General features: G+C 65.1%; 19 protein-coding genes and 1 tRNA gene. 6 read left to right on the top strand and 14 right to left on the bottom strand.

Annotation, left to right across the window (positions count from 1 at the left end):
* The first annotated feature begins 69 nt into the window (after positions 1-69).
* Positions 70-240, top strand: a complete 171-nt coding sequence (locus tag AC2FAN_RS03400) for a hypothetical protein (RefSeq protein WP_265052834.1) — start codon at positions 70-72, stop codon at positions 238-240.
* A gap of 28 nt (positions 241-268) precedes the next feature.
* Here the strand turns inward: AC2FAN_RS03400 and sugE are convergent, their stop codons facing one another.
* A complete protein-coding gene (sugE, locus tag AC2FAN_RS03395) occupies positions 269-586 on the bottom strand; it encodes a quaternary ammonium compound efflux SMR transporter SugE (RefSeq protein ID WP_485172714.1) in 318 nt (105 codons plus the stop codon).
* Between the two features lie 213 nt (positions 587-799).
* Here sugE and AC2FAN_RS03390 point away from each other — a divergent pair, with 213 nt between their 5' ends.
* Complete coding sequence (locus AC2FAN_RS03390) at positions 800-1,285, top strand: translation initiation factor 2 (protein ID WP_485172713.1); 486 nt, start codon at positions 800-802, stop codon at positions 1,283-1,285.
* 8 nt (positions 1,286-1,293) lie between these two features.
* On the opposite strand, the gene AC2FAN_RS03385 is transcribed toward AC2FAN_RS03390, so the two are convergent.
* The 6 genes from AC2FAN_RS03385 to AC2FAN_RS03360 form a co-directional block, all read right to left on the bottom strand.
* Complete coding sequence (locus AC2FAN_RS03385) at positions 1,294-1,824, bottom strand: MerR family transcriptional regulator (protein WP_485172712.1); 531 nt, start codon at positions 1,822-1,824, stop codon at positions 1,294-1,296.
* Positions 1,821-2,135 carry an integration host factor subunit alpha gene (locus AC2FAN_RS03380; RefSeq protein WP_265052837.1) on the bottom strand — a complete coding sequence of 105 codons (315 nt, stop codon included), beginning with the start codon at positions 2,133-2,135 and terminating at the stop codon, positions 1,821-1,823. The genes AC2FAN_RS03385 and AC2FAN_RS03380 overlap by 4 nt, the downstream gene beginning before the upstream one ends.
* 189 nt (positions 2,136-2,324) lie before the next feature.
* The gene (locus AC2FAN_RS03375; protein WP_320109575.1) at positions 2,325-3,302 is read right to left on the bottom strand and encodes a beta-ketoacyl-ACP synthase III; all 978 of its coding nucleotides are present in this window, start codon (positions 3,300-3,302) and stop codon (positions 2,325-2,327) included.
* Positions 3,303-3,314: 12 nt separating this feature from the next.
* Positions 3,315-4,373, bottom strand: a complete 1,059-nt coding sequence (gene plsX, locus AC2FAN_RS03370) for a phosphate acyltransferase PlsX (RefSeq protein WP_265052838.1) — start codon at positions 4,371-4,373, stop codon at positions 3,315-3,317.
* Between the two features lie 114 nt (positions 4,374-4,487).
* Positions 4,488-5,045 (bottom strand): YceD family protein, encoded by a 558-nt coding sequence (locus AC2FAN_RS03365; protein WP_485172711.1) that lies wholly within the window; start codon positions 5,043-5,045, stop codon positions 4,488-4,490.
* Complete coding sequence (locus AC2FAN_RS03360) at positions 5,042-5,581, bottom strand: ubiquinol-cytochrome C chaperone family protein (protein WP_265052840.1); 540 nt, start codon at positions 5,579-5,581, stop codon at positions 5,042-5,044. Before AC2FAN_RS03360 ends, AC2FAN_RS03365 begins: the two co-directional genes overlap by 4 nt.
* A gap of 135 nt (positions 5,582-5,716) precedes the next feature.
* On the opposite strand from AC2FAN_RS03360, the gene AC2FAN_RS03355 reads away from it, so the two are divergent.
* Positions 5,717-6,211, top strand: a complete 495-nt coding sequence (locus tag AC2FAN_RS03355) for an outer membrane protein assembly factor BamE (RefSeq protein WP_265052841.1) — start codon at positions 5,717-5,719, stop codon at positions 6,209-6,211.
* Positions 6,212-6,762: 551 nt separating this feature from the next.
* On the opposite strand, the gene AC2FAN_RS03350 is transcribed toward AC2FAN_RS03355, so the two are convergent.
* The 4 genes from AC2FAN_RS03350 to AC2FAN_RS03335 form a co-directional block, all read right to left on the bottom strand.
* Positions 6,763-7,494, bottom strand: coding sequence for an outer membrane protein (locus AC2FAN_RS03350; protein WP_265052842.1), 732 nt, complete (start codon positions 7,492-7,494; stop codon positions 6,763-6,765).
* 761 nt (positions 7,495-8,255) lie between these two features.
* Positions 8,256-8,333, bottom strand: a tRNA-Pro gene (locus tag AC2FAN_RS03345).
* Between the two features lie 785 nt (positions 8,334-9,118).
* On the bottom strand, positions 9,119-10,393 hold the full coding sequence (locus AC2FAN_RS03340) for an O-antigen ligase family protein (protein ID WP_485172710.1): 1,275 nt from the start codon (positions 10,391-10,393) through the stop codon (positions 9,119-9,121).
* Positions 10,390-11,943, bottom strand: coding sequence for an undecaprenyl-phosphate glucose phosphotransferase (locus AC2FAN_RS03335; RefSeq protein ID WP_485172709.1), 1,554 nt, complete (start codon positions 11,941-11,943; stop codon positions 10,390-10,392). Before AC2FAN_RS03335 ends, AC2FAN_RS03340 begins: the two co-directional genes overlap by 4 nt.
* Positions 11,944-12,470: 527 nt before the next feature.
* Here AC2FAN_RS03335 and AC2FAN_RS03330 point away from each other — a divergent pair.
* Together AC2FAN_RS03330 and AC2FAN_RS03325 are read left to right on the top strand one after the other, a co-directional pair.
* Complete coding sequence (locus tag AC2FAN_RS03330; RefSeq protein WP_265052845.1) at positions 12,471-12,836, top strand: DMT family transporter; 366 nt, start codon at positions 12,471-12,473, stop codon at positions 12,834-12,836.
* The gene (locus AC2FAN_RS03325; RefSeq protein WP_265052846.1) at positions 12,833-13,168 is read left to right on the top strand and encodes an SMR family transporter; all 336 of its coding nucleotides are present in this window, start codon (positions 12,833-12,835) and stop codon (positions 13,166-13,168) included. Before AC2FAN_RS03330 ends, AC2FAN_RS03325 begins: the two co-directional genes overlap by 4 nt.
* 7 nt (positions 13,169-13,175) lie before the next feature.
* Here the strand turns inward: AC2FAN_RS03325 and AC2FAN_RS03320 are convergent, their stop codons facing one another.
* Together AC2FAN_RS03320 and AC2FAN_RS03315 are read right to left on the bottom strand one after the other, a co-directional pair.
* Positions 13,176-14,342 carry a glycosyltransferase gene (locus tag AC2FAN_RS03320; RefSeq protein WP_485172708.1) on the bottom strand — a complete coding sequence of 389 codons (1,167 nt, stop codon included), beginning with the start codon at positions 14,340-14,342 and terminating at the stop codon, positions 13,176-13,178.
* 19 nt (positions 14,343-14,361) lie between these two features.
* The gene (locus AC2FAN_RS03315; protein ID WP_485172707.1) at positions 14,362-14,922 is read right to left on the bottom strand and encodes a polysaccharide biosynthesis/export family protein; all 561 of its coding nucleotides are present in this window, start codon (positions 14,920-14,922) and stop codon (positions 14,362-14,364) included.
* 176 nt (positions 14,923-15,098) lie between these two features.
* Between AC2FAN_RS03315 and AC2FAN_RS03310 the strand changes: the two genes are divergently transcribed.
* Positions 15,099-17,264 (top strand): GumC family protein, encoded by a 2,166-nt coding sequence (locus tag AC2FAN_RS03310; protein WP_485172706.1) that lies wholly within the window; start codon positions 15,099-15,101, stop codon positions 17,262-17,264.
* 16 nt (positions 17,265-17,280) lie between these two features.
* Here the strand turns inward: AC2FAN_RS03310 and AC2FAN_RS03305 are convergent, their stop codons facing one another.
* Positions 17,281-18,507 (bottom strand): GNAT family N-acetyltransferase, encoded by a 1,227-nt coding sequence (locus tag AC2FAN_RS03305; protein WP_485172705.1) that lies wholly within the window; start codon positions 18,505-18,507, stop codon positions 17,281-17,283.
* Positions 18,508-18,598: the final 91 nt, after the last annotated feature.

The raw sequence follows: 18,598 nt of genomic DNA, 5'->3' as shown, positions 1-18,598 counted from the left end.
GGCGTCGACAGGTTGCTTTCAGTCCGATGGTGATTGCCGGGGCGCCGACGTGCGGGCTACGATCGCGCCATGGAGATCGTGGTCCCTCTCATCATCGGCTTGAGCCTGATCTGGTTGATCGGCCGTGGCGTGCCCTGGAACGCGAAGGTGATGACGATCGCCGTCACGCTCGTCATCATCGTATTGATCGTTCTGCTGGAGCGCGGGGGCTACTGGCCCGAGGCCTGGCGGCGAAGCTGACCTACTTCACCATAGGCTCGCATACCCGTCAGGGCGAGACCAGCTTGAGCCCGACGATACCGGCGACGATCAGGCCGATGCAGGCCAGCCGCAAGGCGTTTGCGGGCTCGCCGAGCAGGGCGATGCCGAGGATCGCCGTTCCGATCGTTCCGAGTCCGGTCCAGACCGCATAGGCGGTGCCGACGGGCAGCGATTTCAGGGCGAGACCCAGGAGTCCGAGGCTCACCACCATGCTGACAGCGGTGAACAGCGTCGGCACGAGCCGGGTGAAGCCTTGGGTGTATTTCAGGCCGATGGCCCAGCCGACCTCGAACAGGCCCGCGACAAAGAGATAGAGCCAGGCCATCGCGGCGCTCCTTGATGATGCGGCGCAGTCCTCTACGCACGATGTGGGAAGTTCCGAGGTCGTCCTCGGTTTGGAAGCTATGTTGCGCGCCGATAACATCAACCGGCTGAATCTGGCGCGCGTGCAAGTTGTGCACAGTTGGCTCGCATACACATCTTGCCCCCTCACCGAGCCCCAAACTAGCTATGTCGTTGGGTAAGGGGTGGGGCTAACATGCTGAAAATTCGAGTTCTTATCGCGGCCGCCGTTGCGGCCGCACTGGGCGGCTGCGCGACTGTCACGCGCGGGACGACGAGCCAGGTGACGATCACCAGCGAGCCGGCGGGAGCGGAGGCGCGGTCATCGCTGGGGCACGCCTGCACGGCGACCCCCTGCACCTGGGAGGTGAGCCGCAAATCCGAGTTCGTCGTCAACTTCTCGAAGGAGGGTTATGCCGATCTGCAGGTGCCGGTTTCCACGCGCATCGCCGGGGCGGGCGCAGCCGGCTTCGCCGGCAACGTCATCGTCGGCGGCCTGATCGGCATGGGTGTCGATGCCGCGACGGGCTCGACGCTCGAACACTATCCGAATCCGGTGCTCGCGAGCCTGGTGCAGCACAGGAAGGCCGGTGCCGCGGCGCATCGCCGGCAAAGGCCTGCTGCACGCCGCGACCCCGTGGGTCGTCCCAGGATCGAGGAAGAAGCGCCGCCGCAGAGCTGAGCGACGGCTCAGGCCGCGTCGTCTGCCGGCTCCAGAGCGCGCTCGAGGATGCGCCTGCATTCCCCGAGCTCGTTCATCACGGCGGTCAGCACGGTGATGTCGTCGAGCCCTTCCGGGACAGGCTGGCGAGGTGGAGCAAAACCGGGCGCGGCCTCGTCGACCTGCATGGCCGCCGGGTTTTCGGCAGGCGCGGAGCCGGACGCAGCCTGGCTCGCGCCGATCGGCCCGCCACGGCCAATCGCCTGGACATGGCGCGGCCCGTGCTCCTTGAGGATGCGCTGCAGGCCCTTGATCGTATAGCCTTCGCCGTAGAGCAGGCGCCGGATGCCCTTGAGGAGGGCGACGTCGTCAGGCCGATAGTAGCGGCGTCCGCCGCCGCGCTTCAGCGGCTTGATCTGGCTGAAGCGGGTTTCCCAGAAGCGGAGCACATGTTGGGGAATGTCGAGGTCTTCTGCGACCTCGCTGATGGTTCGAAAGGCATCTGGGCTCTTGGTGTCCAATTCGGCCTCGGTGTCGCCGGCGTGGAACTCCAGATTCACTCAGTCTCACCCTCACCACTCTGCCCGTTGATGCGGGCCTTCATCACGTTCGAAGGCTTGAACACCATTACCCGACGCGGCTCGATCGGTACTTCAACGCCCGTTTTTGGATTACGCCCGATTCGCTCGCCTTTGTCTCGCACGACGAAGGAACCGAATGAGGATAACTTCACGTTCTCGCCGCGCGCGACCGCATCGCAGATCTCGTCGAGTACCACCTCGACGAGCTTCGACGACTCCGTCCGCGACAAGCCGATCTTTTGATACACAGCCTCGCACAGATCCGCGCGAGTGACCGTTTGCCCCGCCATTCATATCCTCCAAGGCGTATTGCAGGCATCGGCGGTGACCGCCGGCCTTTCGCCATTACGGACGGCGGACGCTAGGCGCCCCCGCCGCGCGGGTCAATCCTCAAGCGTGGATCTTGCGCCAGCTTTGACCGAAATCAACCCGATTTGGTGATGAATCGTGACAATTTTCGCGATTTCGCTGCCGCAGCGTCACCAGCGGATCAGGGCCGAGCCCCAGGTGAAGCCGCCGCCCATCGCCTCGACGAGGACGAGCTGGCCCGGCTTGATCCGGCCATCGGCATGCGCCTCGGCCAAAGCGAGCGGGATCGAGGCCGCCGAGGTGTTGCCGTGGCGGTCGACGGTGACGACGACATTGTCGTGGCTGATGCCGAGCTTGGTGGCCGTCGCGTCGATGATGCGCCGGTTGGCCTGGTGCGGCACGAACCAGTCGATATCGGCGCCGGAGAGGCCGGTCTGCTCGAAAGTGTGGCGCACCGTCTCGGCGAGATTGTTCACGGCGTGGCGGAAGACCTCCTTGCCCTCCATGCGCAGGAAGCCGACGGTCTTGGTCGAGCCCGCGCCGCCATCGACGTAAAGCTTGTCCTTGTAGCGCCCGTCCGAGCGGATATGGGTGGTGAGGATGCCGCGATCGGCGAGCGTTCCTTCGCCTGGTGCGGCCTTGAGCACGACGGCGCCGGCGCCGTCGCCGAACAGCACGCAGGTGGCACGGTCCTCCCAGTCGAGGATGCGCGAGAAGGTCTCGGCGCCGATCACCAGGGCGATCCTGGCGCTGCCCGTCGTCAGGAACTTGTCGGCCGTCGCCAGCGCGAAGACGAACCCGGAGCAGACCGCCTGCAGGTCGAAGGCGGCGCCGCCATTGATCCCCAGCGCAGCCTGGATCTGGGTCGCCGTGGCCGGAAAGGTGTGGTCCGGCGTCGCCGTCGCCACGATGATCAGGTCGATCTCGGAGGGATCGATGCCGGCGTCCTCGATCGCCGCCTGCGCGGCCTTGAGGCCGACGATCGAAGTCGGCTCGTCATCGGCGGCGATGTGACGCTGGCGAATGCCGGTGCGCTGGACGATCCACTCGTCGGTGGTCTCGACGTGCTCGGCGAGTTCGGCATTCGTGACGACGCGGGCGGGCAGATAGGAGCCGCAGCCGACGACTTGTGAGCGCAGAATGGACAAGGACACCGTTCCCTATTCGGCGACGGCCGGCTGCGCGGCGGGCAGCTCGGGGCGCGTGCTTGCGGCGACCATCTCGCGGACCTTCGCCATCAGGTCCTCGCGCGCCATCTCGTAGCCGAGCTCGGCTGCGCTGGCGAAGCCAATGGCATCCGTGCCGCCATGGCTCTTGATGACGATGCCTTCCAGCCCCAGGAAGACGCCGCCGTTGGATTTGCGCGGATCGAGCTTTTCCCGCAAGGCGGCGAAAGCCCCGCGCGCAAAGACATAGCCGATTTTGGCCATCAGCGAGCGATTCATCGCCGCGCGCAGATAGGACGCGATCTGGCGGGCCGTGCCCTCGGCCGTCTTCAGCGCGATATTGCCGGTGAAGCCCTCTGTCACCACGACATCGACAGTGCCCTTGCCGAGATCGTCGCCCTCGACGAAGCCATGATAGCTGAGATGCGGCAGATTGCTCTCGCGCAGGATGCGTCCGGCCTCCTTGACCGCCTCGACGCCCTTGATCTCCTCGACGCCCACATTGAGCAGGCCAACGGTGGGTCGGTCGAGATCGAAGACGACGCGGGCCATCGCCGCGCCCATCACCGCGAGATCGACGAGGTGGCGGGCATCGGCGCCGATGGTCGCGCCGACATCGAGCACGACGCTCTCGCCGCGCATTGTCGGCCAAAGCGCCGCGATCGCCGGCCGGTCGACCTGCGCCATCGACTTCAGGCAGAATTTCGACATCGCCATCAGCGCGCCGGTGTTGCCGGCCGAGACGGTGACATCGGCTTCGCCGGTCTTGGTCGCGTCGATCGCCCGCCACATCGATGATTTGTAACGGCCATAGCGCAGCGCCTGGCTCGGCTTGTCGTCCATCTTCACCGAGACCTCGGTGTGGTGGAAGATCGTCACCGCCTTGAGCTTCGGATGCTGGTCGAGCAGCGGCAGAACCTGCTTCTCGTCACCGAATATCACGAAGCGTGCATCCGGGCGGCGCTCCAGCATCAAGGCGGCGCCTGGGATGACGATGGAGGGGCCGTGATCCCCGCCCATCGCATCGAGCGCGATTGTAACCGGTCTTGTCATGGAGTTCTGGCGTGTCCCGGATATGGCCGACCTTCGATCCGGGGCGGCTCATGGCCGGCCGGACAATAGCGACTTGGGCGGCTGCCGCAAGCCGCGCAAGAGGTGGCGAAAGCTTCAATCACTGCGTTTCAGCTTGGCAAGAGCGGCGAAAGGCGACTGCGCGCCGGCCTCCTCGGCAGGCACTTCAAAGCTCGCGCCCGGCTTGCGCGGGTAGGGGTCGAGCGCCAGCGCCGCGAATTCAAGCGTGACCCTGCCGAGATCGATGACGCCGTCGACGATCGGCTCGGGCGGGTCGTCCTCGTTGAGCAGGACTTCGATGTCGATCTCGGCCTTGTCGCGCTCGGCGCGACGCGATGCGGCTTCGTCCTCGGTCTCGGGCGCGAAGTCGAGCTTGACCGGAACGTCGAGCTGGACCGGAAAAGGATCGAGCGTGACGATGCATGTCTGATGCAGCCGTGCTGCGATTCGCCCCTCCAGCTTCACCCGGTCGCCGTTGCGGGACAGCATATAGCGCGCCTCGAGGAATTCGAGCGAGGTGAGGCCGAGCATCGCCGCGATGGCCGCGAATTGCTCCGGCTCGGCGCGGACCGTGACCTCGGTACCGCGCTGGCGGATCGTCTCGACGCGGATCGGGTGACTCAGTGGCAGAACCGGCATGTGCTCAACTGTCATTGCGAGGCCTCCTCGCGAGAAAAAGCCGGAAACACATTCTCCTGGCTGAGAATGGCGGCAAGATCACGGTCGGCGAGCGCCGCCTGTGCCTGGCGGATATAAGCCGCGAGGCGAGGGGCGCCCTCCGGCGAGCAGGCATTGCGCCGCAGGGCTTCGGAGAGTGCATCGATCCCGGGGGAGGCCAGCGCCGCCTCATAGGCCTGGACGCGGCCATAGAACATCTGTCCGATCTTCTTCATGCGCTTGGGCACCGCGACATCGCTGATGCCGCCATTGCGGAAGCCCAGCTCGAGATAGGCGAAGCAGGCGTCGATCAGCTCCTGCGCCAGCTCCGAGGCCGGCGCCGGCAGCTCGCGCAGGCGCCGCAGCACCAGCAGGACATGCAGCGCCAGCGATTCGAAACGGCCCTCGAAGCTGTCGGGAATGCCGCCCTCGATATAGAGGCCGGGCTGGCGCGACGCCTCGGCGACGCGTCCGAAGAGCGCATCCACAGGGGCGCGCCGTGACGCGCGCTTGCCGAACAACCCGAAAATCAACAGTCCGCCTCCGCCCACCGCTCTCGCGGGCGTCCTTGCCTTGCCAAAGCCATCCTCGGGCGTTACGCCAACCCTTACCCTTTTGACAAGCGGCTTGGGGTCCTCCCGAGCCGTGCTGCCCCGGATCGTGCCCGCATGACCCACACTACCCGCCGCACGGCTCTGCTCGGAGCCCTCGCGACCTCTTCCCTGTTGCTGGCCGGTTGTGGACCTGATGCCGGCGGCTTCGTGTTGCCAACCTCGACCGGCATGAACGATACCTTCACGCGCGGCTTCGTCATGGATGAGGGGTTGGTCGCGCAGATCAAGCCCGGCATGGATGTCCAGTCGGTGCTGCAGATCCTCGGCACGCCCTCGACCACCTCGACCGTCGGCAACCGCACCTTCTACTATATCAGCCAGACCGTGCGCCGCCGTTTCCAGTTCCAGGATCCGCAGGTCATCGACCAGCAGGTGCTGGTCATCTACTTCAACAAGAGCTTCAAGGTCGAGCGTATCGCCCATTACGGCCTGCAGGACGGCATCGTCTTCGACTTCATCAGCCGCACCACGCCGACCGGGGGCGAGGAGCAGAGCTTCCTGCGCAACCTCTTCCGCGGCGTCACCAAGTTCAACCCGCTCGGCAGCTAGGCGGGTTTCGCTTCGCGATGCAAAAACCCCGCGGCCCAGGCCGCGGGGTTTTTTTGTTGCGGGCGGGACAGCTGATTTCACAGCTGATTTCGAAGGCGCGCGGCTTTCGGCGTGGAAATCCTGCATCTGCATGCACGAGAGCGTCAGGAGAACATCTGGCGGGGTTGGCAGCTGCAGAAGTTCGTTCGGGACGGCCGTGCGTTTCTCCGGCGACAACTGCGCGCGAGATCGGGCGCTGGCTGGATAAGGGGAATGAACCCACCGATCCGCTTCTTCAGCCTCGCGAGAACCTCGCCAGGCCCCGACTGCGTTTCGCTGCCTGACCGGCGCGAGAGCCATGGGCGGCGTCTAGAGTTCGCCGGGTTAAGCATCCGAACCAGATTGCAGACGCTGCGGCTCCGGGAGGGTTGCCGGAAAGGGTTCGCTAGCGAGAGTGGGCCGATGTCGCCTAGAAAAGGCGGTCGATCGCGGTTGTTGGGTTAGGTCGGGTACGCAGAACTCAAACAGCCCAGCGCGACGCGCTGGGCTGTTTCAGATACAAATCCCTGGTATCAGAATTTGTAATTCACGCCGACACGAAGAAGGCCACCGCCACCGCTCCCATCGCTGGTTGCGGTATAGGTTCCGGCCGGAAGCACGCCGCCCGGCGCATTGACAAAGGCGCGGCTCTTTCGGCCTTCGCCCGTATCGACATAGAGACCTTCGATTTTGACGGTCCAGTTGTTGGTGAAGGCGTATTCGACACCGCCGCCGACGGTCCAACCGGCGTTGCTTGTTGCGTCACCGGTCAAAGGGTTGGTGTTCAGGCCGCCATAGGCCAAGCCACCCGTGACATAAAACAGCGTTCGGTCGACAGCGTAGCCTAGACGGGCTCGGACGGTCCCGAAGTAGCTACCGTCACCGCCGCCTCTGCCAGCCCACCACGAATAGCCTCCCCAGGAGACGTTGCTGTTCGTCCCAACGTATTGGATGTCGGTCTCGAGGCCGTAAACGATTGAACCGGATTGCCAGTTATAGCCGATCTGGCCACCGCCTACGAAGGCACCGTCGCCACCGCCCCCGCCCAAGATGCCGGACGAACCGGGCGTTGGTCCGGTGACGATGACGTCGCCGGAATCGGCCCAGCCCACGCCCGCATTGAGGCCGACGTAGAAGCCGGTCCATGTGAAAATGGGCGCATATATAACCGGGGCCGGGGCCGCGCGAGGCGGAAGATCGGCCGCGAAAGCCGAGGAGGCCAGGCATGTCGCGAGAAAGGTAGCGGATACAAGGCTTAAACGCATGATATCCTCCCACGGTGGTCATTCACCGCCTAAATCGTTGCATATGAAGCTAGAGTGGTAAACCTGAACGACTGGCGATCTTCCAGAGCAGCCCAAGAAATTTCTGTTAAGTGATATTTCGACAACTTGCCAATGCCGGGAATCGCGCCAGGCGCCGAGCGTTCTGGAGCGGAGAAGGGCAGCAAAGTTGACCTATGATAAAATATTCGCTGTGGCGGAATGAGGGTAATCGCGCCGACTTATACAGATGCGGCTGCTCTTGGTGACTGGGCGCGAACGCTGATTCCTGGCCAGGGAGGGGGGCGATTCCATGAGCATCGGCAGTCCGTCTGCTTCGATATTGATGGTTCGGACCGCGCCAGAACCCAGTGAGGCAGGTCCGCGCTGACACGAGCGGAATAGTCCCGCTTCTCGTCCCGCCGCTCCCAGCTCGCATGACGACTGGCGCAGGCCCAGTCGGCCGTCTCAGAACGGCCGCTGATCAATACGGTGCGGCACGACATCGTCGGCCGCCGTTGCGCGGACGATCAGGCCTTCGTTAGCGCATTTGGCGCACAGGGATAGAAGGCGGAGGAGCCGGATCGCGCTTTGTCCCAAGCGCTGAAATATCCGCGTGCACGGGTGCTCTGACGAGAATCGCGGATTGCTGCGGGAGAAAATCCGAGGTCACAACAGGAACCCCGGGTGAACCCAAGAGACAAAAAACAGCGCCGGCCCTCCGTTGCGAAGGGCTCCTAAGGGGCTGATTTTCTTGGGTTTTATGGTCGGAGCGAGAGGATTCGAACCTCCGACCCCTTGTCCCCCAGACAAGTGCGCTAACCGGGCTGCGCTACGCTCCGACGGGTCGGCTTATAGTGGCGGGTCGCCGCAGATGCAATGCGCTTCGCAACGATCTTGAGCGCTCCTGCCTCCGAAGGCCCGCGGGAGATCGCGGTAACGTTATTTTGCACTGCAACAAAATCGGGTGTCTCCCCCAAATGGGGGGTGCGGATCGCGCTTCCTTGGCGCAATCATGCCGGCGCGGTGTGGGAACAGCAGTTATGAAACGCAGGCATCAGATGTCGCTCATCGTGCGACGCGCCCAGATCCGCCGTGCCGCAGCCGGCAGGAAAGATGCCTTTCCGCCGCAGGAGGCCGGGCACCCCAGGCTCCGGCTGGTCTTTTCGAACAGCAGTCTCGAATATCTCAAGGCGAAGCCGGGGGACGAAGCCCGATCGCGGCCCCTCGAATAGAGCCGCCAGCGGCTCGCATCACGGCGATGCGGCCGTTCAGCAATCAGTCATCCGCAGTTTTCTTTCATGCGGCCGCGGCGGACGCTATGTTCGTTGCGCGAAGGGCGTATGCAGGCGGGGTCGTGTTGAGGCAGGACTGGTTCCATTGCGAAGATTGCGGCTCTCCCGGGGTATCGATTCCTCGGTTGCTGACCGCTTGCAGCATCGTCTCTTGCGCCAATTGCGGCCGCACGATCGGTTCCTGGGCGGAGTATCGCCGCCATATCGATCAGGCTCTGCGTGCGGAGCAGGCGCGCAGGGCAAGCCCGCTCGTCGTGGCGGATCCGATCGGCGTCGCGTAGCCGGGATTGAAGCAACCGAGCCGCCGCACAGCGCAGGCCGCTGAAAGGCCCTTAGTGGCTATCTTTGATTGCCACAGGTTCGGACAGGGCAGGGCGTGCTGCCCGGGCAGCCGGGTTGGGCAAGGCCGCCAGACCCCAGATCAGGCCGAGCATCAGGTAGAAATGGCGCCAATGGTCGGTATCGATCTGCAGGCCTTGCAGGATCGTGACGAACAGGACCGGCCATAGCACGACGGCATGCTGCTGCCAGGGCCGGCGCTGCAGGACGAGGCGCCAGCCGACGTAGCAGGTCGCGACCATCAGCCCCAGCCACGCCATTCCGCCCAGCCATCCATAGGAAGCGAAGGCGTTGATGTAGACGTTGTGGGGATCGTCGGTGAAGTACCAGCGAAAGCGCAGCGGCCCGAGGCCGTTCGGCGTATCGAGGAGAAGCGGGATCGAGCGAAGCTGGTTGCCGAAACGCCCGGTCACACCCTGGTCGTAGCTTTGGTCGAGGCTTGCCCGGGTCTCGAAGACGTCGCGGATGTTCTCGAAGGAGAGGGCGACGGCAAGCGCGGCCGCGGCCGCCATGAATGCGACGAGTGTCAGCAGGACGACACGGCCGCGTTTGGCGGAGCTGGGAGCCGTCAGGAACGTCAACCCGACCATGAGTATGGCCGACGCCACCAGATTGCCCCAGGCCCCGCGGGAGAAGCTCAGGAAAAGCGCGAGGAGCGGGAGGCTGACCAGGACAAGCCCGCGAAAAAGCCCGGACTGTCCGGTCAGGACGCGGTGAAGCACATAGAGGATCGGCAGGACGAGGAAGGGCCCGAGGACGTTCGCGTCCTTGAAGGTGCCGGAAGCTCGCCCGTAGAGCGTGAAGACGCTGCCGAGGCCGGCAATGTCGAAATAGCCGAGCACTGCCGCGAAACCCGCGCACCAGGCAGCGAAGAGATAGCCCTTCCACAAGGTTTCCAGCCGGCCCAGCGCATCATCCGCCATGATCGCGGCGAAGAAGATGCAGGTGATCATCAGATAGATCGAGACGGCCGTGAACCGGACGGAATCGGCCTCCTCCAACCATGGAATCAGCGAGAAGATGCCGCCGATGTTGTAGAGCAGCAGCAATACCGCCAAGGGCAGCAGCTTCTGCGAGAAGCGGATGCCGGTGACCGCGAAGACGAAGAGCGTCAGCAGGAACACGAACTCGTAGGGCGAGGGCTCGATCAGCGCGAAGCCGCTCGATGCGCCGAGGAGCCACAGCGTCGCGCGCTTGATCGCGGCATGTGAGATTGCGAGCCGGCGGGCCGGCGCCTGCTGCGACGGATGCTCGGCGAAGGTGCTCAATATGCGTTCTCGTTCTTGGTCAGCAGCGAGAACGGCGTCTTGAGCAGGATGTAGAGGTCGAGCAGCACCGACCAGTTCTCGATGTAGTAGAGATCGTGCTCGACGCGCCGCTGGATCTTCTCGTCGGTATCGGTCTCGCCGCGCCAGCCGTGGATCTGGGCCCAGCCGGTGATGCCGGGCTTGACCTTGTGGCGGGCGAAGTAGCCGTCGACGACTTGCTCGTAGGCGCGGTTTGCCGTCGAGGCGTGAATGGCGTGCGGGCGCGGGCCGACCAGCGACAGGTCGCCCTTGAAGACCACGTTCAGCAACTGCGGCAGCTCGTCGATCGAGGTCTTGCGGATGAAGCGGCCGACACGCGTGACGCGCGGGTCGTTCTTCGTCACCTGCGTGGCTGCCGCATAGTCGCTCTTGTCATGATAGAGCGAGCGGAACTTGAGGACGTCGACCGTCTCGTTGTTGAAGCCGTAGCGCTTCTGGCGGAAGAACACCGGCCCCTTGGAGTCGAGCTTGATCGCAATGGCGGTCGCCAGCATCACCGGCGAAAGCGCGATCAGCGCCAGCACGCCGACCACCTTGTCGAACATCCATTTGACGACAATGTCCCAGTCCGCGATCGGCCGGTCGAAGACGTCCAGCACGGGGACGGTGCCGAAATAGGAATAGGAGCGCGGCCGCAGCCTGAGCTTCGAGAGATGTGCCGACAGGCGGATGTCGATCGGCAGCACCCAGAGCTTGCGCAGCATGGTCAGCAGCCGCGCCTCGGCCGAGATCGGCAAGGTGAAGATGACGAGGTCGAGCTTGGTCCGGCGGGCGAACTCGACGAGATCGTCGATCGTGCCGAGCTTGGGATAGCCGGCGACGAGATCGGGCGAGCGCTCGTCGTTGCGATCGTCGAAGACGCCGCAGATGCGCAGACCCGTATCCCTCTGGCTTTCCAGGGCCCGGATCAGCGCCTCGCCGGCCTCGCCGCCGCCGACGATGGCGGTGCGCCGCTCCAGGCGGCCGTTGCGGGTCAGATGACGCACGCCGAGCATCAGGCCGATCCGGCCGCTGAGCAGCGCTGCGGCGCCGGCGAAATAGAAGCCGATCAGCCAGCCGCGCGAAACCTGGTCGCTGACCTTGAGGAAAAAGAAGACGGCTAATGTGATGAGGAACAGCATCGTCCAGCCGGTCAGCAGCCGGACCGCGCTGGGCAGGATGCTCCGCAGCGCACCGATCGGATAGAGCTGCAGGGCCTGGAAGACAGCGAGCGCGCCGATCGCCAGCGCCGGGATGGCGATCTGGTAGGGCAGGGCATAGTCGACCCTGCCAGCGACATAGAGCCAGTAGATCAGGGCGCCCGTACCCGCCACGGCAAGCGCATCGACGAGCCGGGCGACCCCTTCGATCATCACCGGCGAGAGCGTCGGCTTGACCGGGATGGCGGCGATGCGCTCGGCGAGGGGATGAAAACGCCGCGTCTGGCCTGCATCCGGCCCGCCGAGCATCGTCGGCGTGGCCGAGGCGGCCGCGTCCGCCTTCATCATGTCGCGGACATCGAAAGTCCCCATGGCGTCCATCCTCAACCCGGATCGCAGCGCCGGGGCGCGGGCGATCCCGGTCGCGGTCTATCCGAAATTGCTCACGGAACGCTTAATCCGACAGCTCGTTGTTTTGCGGGATCGGTAGGAGATCCGCCGAAATCGAGGCGTTCCGGACCCGAAAAAGCGATCGTGGCCGACGCTGAAAACCATTAACGCAAAATCCTGATTTTGTCTCGGCGTGCCAATGGCTTGGCAGCAGGCAAAGTCACGTATAAATCAGGTGGATTCCCGTAAGTTATTGTTATTGCAAGTTATCGCGTGTTGACATTCGGCCTCGTCAAAGCCATATTCGTTTTCGATGAGTGTCTGAGAAGCATATATCGCCCGTTCAGGGCCTTGCGTCGGGAGCGTTATTTCGCTCATGGCGCCGATTGTCGAGGCTGGCCCTCAGCAACCGCTTCTTTTCGGACCTATCGATTTAAAACTCTAACGATTGCTTGGCTGTCCCTGCGTTGCATCCGCAACGTCCAGCGCCCGCTTCGCCTGTGTGCAACATGTCTTTTCATTGGTTGGTTCTGCTCGCGGCCATAGCCGTCGAGATCGTCGCGACGGCTGCGCTGAAGTCGGTCGTCTCGGCACCATGGCTCGTCGGCACGCTGCCGCTGATCCTCATCGGCTTTTCCTTCGTTCTGCTCAGCATCGCGTTGCGCGTCATTCCGATGGCGGTGGCTTATGCCGTCTGGGAGGGACTCGGTATCGTCGGCATTGCCGTCATCGGCCATATCCTGTTCGGGGAGCATCTGACGGTTGGCCGCGCCCTCGGCCTCGCCGCGATCCTGGCCGGTATCCTTCTCATTGAGGCCGGTGTCGGCCATGGCCGCAAGCAGGACGAGCGGCTCGCCGATGGGAGGCTTGTGTGAATGCCTCGTTCATTCAGGCCGCTCCCTTCCTCTGGCTGCTGCTGGCAGTCGCCTTCGAGATCGCCGGCACCTACCTGCTGAAGCTGTCGGACGGGATGAGCCGCCGCCTGATCGGCACGGGCGGTATCGTGTTCGTCATGGGCGCCTTCGCGGCCCTGGCGCAGGCGATCAAGGGCATGGACCTCGCCGTCGCCTACGCGGTCTGGGGTGGTGCGGGGCTCGTGATCACCGCGATTATCGGCGCGCTGGTCTTCGGCCAGCGCATCCGGCCGATCGGCTGGCTCGGCATTGTCCTGGTCATTGCCGGAGTGGCCGCGTTGAAGCTGGTCTGACGTCGCCTCAGATCGTGCAGCGCGCGGCCATCGCGTCGCGATAGGCATGGATGACGCCGTCGACCATCGAGTCGAGGCGGAAGTTCTCCCGGACATGCGCTGCCAGGTCGACGGCCTGGGCCAGTCGCTCCGCCTCGGGTGTCGCGAGCATGCTGCGGATCGCCTCGGCGAGGATTGCCGGGTCATTGGCCTTGATCAGCCGGCTGCTGTGCCGCGATCCGTAGATCTCGCCGATTCCGCCGACATCGGTGGAGATCAGCGGCTGCGCGGCGGCTGCAGCTTCCAGAATGACGTAGGGCAGCGACTCAGCGCGCGACGGCAGCACCATCACATGCGCTCGCGCGAGCGCCTTGCGGATGGGACCCGGCGGTTCGAAGACGCATTGATCGGCGATGCCGCGCTCAAGCGTCATCTGCCGCAGTTCGGCCTCGTCCGGCCCGGAGCCGACGATCAGGATCCGCGGCGTCAGCCCCTCCCGCAGGCGCAGCAGCGCGAGGGCGTCGATCAGCGTGTCCACCCCTTTGGCCGAGCGCAGCTCGCCGAGATAGAGCAGGTCGAACCGAGATTCCCCATGATCGATCGGTTCGAACTCCGCATCGGAGACACCATTCAGGACGATGCGGTGGTCGGTCCGCGGCGGGTGGCCGATATACGCTTCGAAACGCCCGGCGATGAAACGGCTCTCGAACAGGAAGAGGTCGGTCGCGCGTTCGAGCAGGCGCTCGACCGACATATAGACCTTATGCTCCGTGCTGCCGGGCTTGTAGTTGAAGCTGCCGCCATGAGGCGTATAGGCTGTGATGTAGCGTCGCCGGGGTGAGAGCAGGGCCGGAAGCCGGCCATAGACGCCGCCTTTCGAACCGTGGCAGTGCACCACATCGGGAGCCAGCCGGCGCTGCAGCGATATCGCCGACAACTGAGCCTTGGCGTCGGCCAGGCTTGGATAGCGCGACATCGGCACGCGGGTCACGCCGAGCGCCAATTGACCCGACAGCTCCCGAAAAACGTCGGTGGCCCGCTGCCCCCCGGTATTCGCGTCGCAGAAGATGCCGACGGAATGCCCGCGTTCGCATTGGCCCCGCGCCACGTCGAGAACGTGACGAAAGAGGCCGCCGAGAGGGGCGCGGAAGACATGCAGGATTCGGAGAGGGCGCGGTTCGGCGGCATCCGTCATGGCAGGATTCCGCGCGACCTCAGAACCAGCGTTCCTTGATGACGATGGTGTCGCCGGGTTGGACCGGATAGGTGATCGGCACGAGCGCCGTGACGGTCTGGCCCTCGATCTGGCGCGTGATTTCCGCCGAGGAGCGTTGGCCCCGCGGGGTAAATCCGCCCGCAATTGCAACCGCGGTCTGCACGGTCATGCCGTTCACGAATGGGAACTGGCCGGAATTGGTGGCCTCGCCCAGCACGAAGAAGGGGCGATAGGTGTCGACCTCGACCGAGACCTTGGGCTCGCGCAGATAGCCGCCGCGCAGCTTGGCCTCGATCGCCTGGGCGAGCTGCTGGGTCGTGCGCCCTTGTGCCTCGACGGTGTTGATCAAGGGCATGGAAATCCGGCCGGAGCCGTCGACGGCATAGATGTTCGACAGATTGTCCTGGCCGAAGACGATGATGCGCAGCCTGTCGCCGCTGGCGAGCCTGTACGGGCCTGCCGGCTCGGCAAGCGTATAGTCCGACGCCGCGTACTGGGGCGCGCAGGCGCCCGTCAGCATGGCGGCGGCCAAGGCGAGAGAGGCGAGGCGTCGACTCATCACAGGCTACCCATGCACGATATGCCCGAGCTTTAGGCGTGATATGGTTAACAAAGGCTTCCCGCGGTCGGTGGCAGCCGGAAGCGCGCCATCTTAACTGGGCAATAACCTTACTGAGGCTTCAATGACGCTGCGTCCTGCGAAGGGCGCGGGAGTTCTGCGTCCAGAGGTGTGTCATGACCGCTCAAGCTGGGATTGAGGCGCGCGGCGTCGGCGAAAGCCGGGGCGACATGCTCGACCTCTCCGCTCTGTGGGTCGCGATCAAGCGCCGCAAGCTCTGGATCATCGGGCCGACGGTTGCCGCGCTGGGTCTGTCCTTCCTCGCGGTCAATGTCGTGACGCCGCGCTATACGGGCGAGGCGCGGCTGCTTCTCGAAAACCGCGGCGGCTTCTATGCGTTGCCGGGCCAGTCCTTGCCGGACAGCTCCGGGCAATTCGATTCCGAAGCCGTGCAGAGCCAGGTCCAGGTCATCATGTCGCGTGATCTGGCGCGCGAGGCGATCAAGCGCATCGGCCTGGTCGGCAACCCGGAGTTCGACTCCGGCGTCGGCGCTCTCAGCGCCGCGCGAAAGCTCGCCGTGATGATCGGGCTTGGCGGACATCCCGCTGACCGTTCGCCGGAAGAGCGTGTCATCGAGAAATACTTCGAGCGGCTGCTGGTCTTCCCGGTCGGCCGTTCGCGCATCGTCGCGATCGAGTTCACCTCGCGCGATCCCGCGCTCGCGGCGAAAGCGGCGAACACCATCGCCGAGACCTACCTGGAATTCCAGGAGGCGGCGAAGCAGGACAATGCCCGCAGCGCCTCCAACTGGCTGTCGACCACCATCGAGCCGCTTCGCAAGCGCGTCGCCGAGGCCGAGGCCAAGGTCGAGGATTTCCGCTCGAAGAACGGTCTGTTGGTCGGTTCCAACAACACGACGATCACCTCCCAGCAGCTCACCGATCTGTCGAGCCAGCTTTCGGCGGCCCGCAGCCAGCAGACCGAGGCGCAGGCCAAGGCCGGCCTGATCCGCGACGCGATCAAGCAGGGCCGGACGTTCGAGATCCCGGATGTCGCCAATAACGACCTCGTCCGCAGGCTGATCGAGCAGCGCGTCAACCTGCGCACGCAGATTGCGGCGGAGTCGCGCAGCCTCCTGCCAGAGCATCCCCGGATCAAGGAGCTCAACGCCCAGCTCCTCGATCTCGAAGGACAGCTGCGCGCCGCGTCCGAGCGCGCCGTTCGCACGTTGGAGAACGAAGCCAAGATCGCCGGCCAGCGCGTCGAGAGCTTCCAGGCGGCGCTCGAAGGACAGAAGAAGAGTGCCTCGTCCGCCAATGACAGCGAGGTGCAGCTGCGAGCGCTCGAGCGCGAGGCGCGCACCCTGCGCGACCAGCTCGAGCAGTACATGCAGCGTTATCGCGAGGCGGTGGCGCGGGACACGATGAATGCCACCCCGGCGGACGCCCGTATCATCTCGCGCGCCGTCGAGCCGACCGAGCCGTCCTTCCCCAAGAAGGTCCCGGTCATGCTCGTCGTCACGCTCGCGACCTTCCTGATCGCGCTGGCGACGATCGTCACGCGTGAGCTGCTCGACGGTCAGGGGCGGCCCTTGCCGGGTGCCCCGCGCGGGCCGCGCTGGGTTGCCGCGGGCGCGAACGAGGACGAAACCGAACAAGCAGGGCCCGCACCGCAGGAGCCTCGCCGCGAGCGCGTCGCCGGCCTGCTGACCCATGCCGGGCGCCTCGGGCAGGTGCGGCTCGATCTGGATCGTCCCGAGCGGACGCTTGCCGAGATCGCGGAGCGGACGCAGGAACCGCCGCGCGGCATGGCGCCGATGGCGCTCGTGCTCGATGGCGGCGGGGAGGGCGCCTCCAACGCGCGTGACCTCGCCAAGCTGCTGGCGCAGCGCTGCCGTTGCATCCTCGTCGACCTGACGGCGGATGACGAACATGGCGAGCCCGGCTTTTCCGAACTCCTCGCGGGCGAAGCGCTGTTCTCGGACGTCATCATGCGGGCGCCGGGATCGCGTCTGCACAGCATCGGCCCCGGCAGGGCAGGCCGCGCCGCGGTGCTGGCGGCGCCCGATCTCGTCGATGTCGCGCTCGATGCGCTCTGCGAAACCTATGACTGGGTGCTGGTCGCGGCCGCGTCCAGCGACGACGGTGCCGTGCTCGGCCCGATCGCCAGGCGCGCGCAGGGCGGGCTGGTGATGAGCGGGCAGGTCGGCAACGGCCACGCCCTCGAAGCCGCCTACCGCTTGAGCGAACTGACCGAAGCGCCGGTCACGATAGTGCTCGATGCGGAGAGCGGTGTTTCCATGGCATCTTCGCCGCGCGTCGAGGCGCCGGCCGAGGCCTGAGTGCTGCGGCTGCTCTCTACTCCGGCTCCGGTTCCTTGCGATGCAGCCAGCCGGAGACGCGTTGCGCCAGCTTCAGCGCGACGGGGGAAGACTTGATCCGCCGTTTCAACTCACGTTTCGCCCGAGCCATCGCGGCGAAGAGCCGGCCCTTGAAGGTGAGCGGCAAGAAGGTGTCGACCAGATCGTCGTGGTCGTCGCAGAAGGTGGTCTTGTAGCGCGCTTCGCCCACTCCGAGATCGAAGACGGCTAGTCCGTCGTCGCATTTCTGGCGGATCAGCTCGGCGAGCAGCAATTCGCCGGGGCTGGTCCGGACGGTCGCGCTGCTCATGTCGAACGAGGTTGCCATTCCGGAAAATCGCTCGCCCTGCGTGGCGCCGACATAGGTGGCGACGCATTCTCCTGCCAGATCGAGAGAGTAGAGCTCGATCACCGGGGAGCCGTTCAGGTCGTCGCTTGCCGCGCTTGTCAGGAAGCTGCGGACCGCCGGCTCGGCGAAGGGGTCTGGCACGCCCATCGCGCGGAAGCGTTCCGCCTTCTGTTCGAGGAACGCCGAGGCGACGCGCTCGATCTCTGCCGGCGTTGTCGCCCGGACCATCGCCGAAGGGCCGAAATCCTTGAAACGGCTATGCTTGTTCTTGAGCTTCTTGCGTGCGTGGCTGCTCATCGAGCGTTTCAGCGTCGCCTCGCCATCGCCGGCGATCAGCGCGAGCTTATAGGAGCGGCTCGGGCTCGGCCCGGCCGCAAGGCGGGCCGGCGGATTGGCATGGCCCTGCCATTGCGCCGGCTGATTGACGAAGACGAACGCATCGAGCCCGCCGATCGCCGCGCCGATCTCGGCCAGCATCTGCTTCGTGCGGGCCATATCGAGCGCGGCGGCGAAAGTCGGGGCATAGAGCCCCATATGGTAATTGGCGTGCTTGCCGCCGATGAATTCAGCGAAGCGAATGCCGCTGCGCCGGGTGATGACCAGCGGCAGGAGCGCGCAGAGCGCCCCCTGCGCATCGCGCAGAAGGGCATAGCGGAACGACATCCCATGAGCGACGCCGATCGTCTCCGCGAAAGGGCGGACCCAGCCATAGGCCTGATAGGGCGTCACCAGCGCAGTTGCTTCGAACGCACGCCACTCGCCTTCCAGCAAGCGAATGTCACTCTCGATCCCGATCGAGGCCCATGGGCATTCGTCCGGGTGGCCGGCAACAGCTGCGCCTTGCGGATGCGGTGTCTCGGCGGCGATGGCGGACATGGTTCCTCGGCGCCTCCGTAGCTGAGGGCGCATCGTCCTTAACCCGTCATTGTGAACGGATCGGTCATGATCCTCCCGCCCGGCAGCGCCA

This window comes from Allobosea sp. RIT-PG3_2 (genome assembly GCF_057321085.1).
This window is presented reverse-complemented; position numbering and strand designations above follow the sequence as displayed.

Bases quoted from the DNA above. Each gene is read 5' to 3' on its own strand.
- AC2FAN_RS03320 (WP_485172708.1), bottom strand. From the start codon at position 14,342: ATGACGGATGCCGCCGAACCGCGCCCTCTCCGAATCCTGCATGTCTTC.
- plsX (WP_265052838.1), bottom strand. From the start codon at position 4,373: ATGACAAGACCGGTTACAATCGCGCTCGATGCGATGGGCGGGGATCAC.
- AC2FAN_RS03400 (WP_265052834.1), top strand. From the start codon at position 70: ATGGAGATCGTGGTCCCTCTCATCATCGGCTTGAGCCTGATCTGGTTG.
- AC2FAN_RS03365 (WP_485172711.1), bottom strand. From the start codon at position 5,045: ATGACAGTTGAGCACATGCCGGTTCTGCCACTGAGTCACCCGATCCGC.
- AC2FAN_RS03390 (WP_485172713.1), top strand. From the start codon at position 800: ATGCTGAAAATTCGAGTTCTTATCGCGGCCGCCGTTGCGGCCGCACTG.
- AC2FAN_RS03305 (WP_485172705.1), bottom strand. From the start codon at position 18,507: ATGTCCGCCATCGCCGCCGAGACACCGCATCCGCAAGGCGCAGCTGTT.
- AC2FAN_RS03315 (WP_485172707.1), bottom strand. From the start codon at position 14,922: ATGAGTCGACGCCTCGCCTCTCTCGCCTTGGCCGCCGCCATGCTGACG.
- AC2FAN_RS03350 (WP_265052842.1), bottom strand. From the start codon at position 7,494: ATGCGTTTAAGCCTTGTATCCGCTACCTTTCTCGCGACATGCCTGGCC.
- AC2FAN_RS03330 (WP_265052845.1), top strand. From the start codon at position 12,471: ATGTCTTTTCATTGGTTGGTTCTGCTCGCGGCCATAGCCGTCGAGATC.
- AC2FAN_RS03310 (WP_485172706.1), top strand. From the start codon at position 15,099: ATGACCGCTCAAGCTGGGATTGAGGCGCGCGGCGTCGGCGAAAGCCGG.
- AC2FAN_RS03380 (WP_265052837.1), bottom strand. From the start codon at position 2,135: ATGGCGGGGCAAACGGTCACTCGCGCGGATCTGTGCGAGGCTGTGTAT.
- sugE (WP_485172714.1), bottom strand. From the start codon at position 586: ATGGCCTGGCTCTATCTCTTTGTCGCGGGCCTGTTCGAGGTCGGCTGG.
- AC2FAN_RS03335 (WP_485172709.1), bottom strand. From the start codon at position 11,943: ATGGGGACTTTCGATGTCCGCGACATGATGAAGGCGGACGCGGCCGCC.
- AC2FAN_RS03355 (WP_265052841.1), top strand. From the start codon at position 5,717: ATGACCCACACTACCCGCCGCACGGCTCTGCTCGGAGCCCTCGCGACC.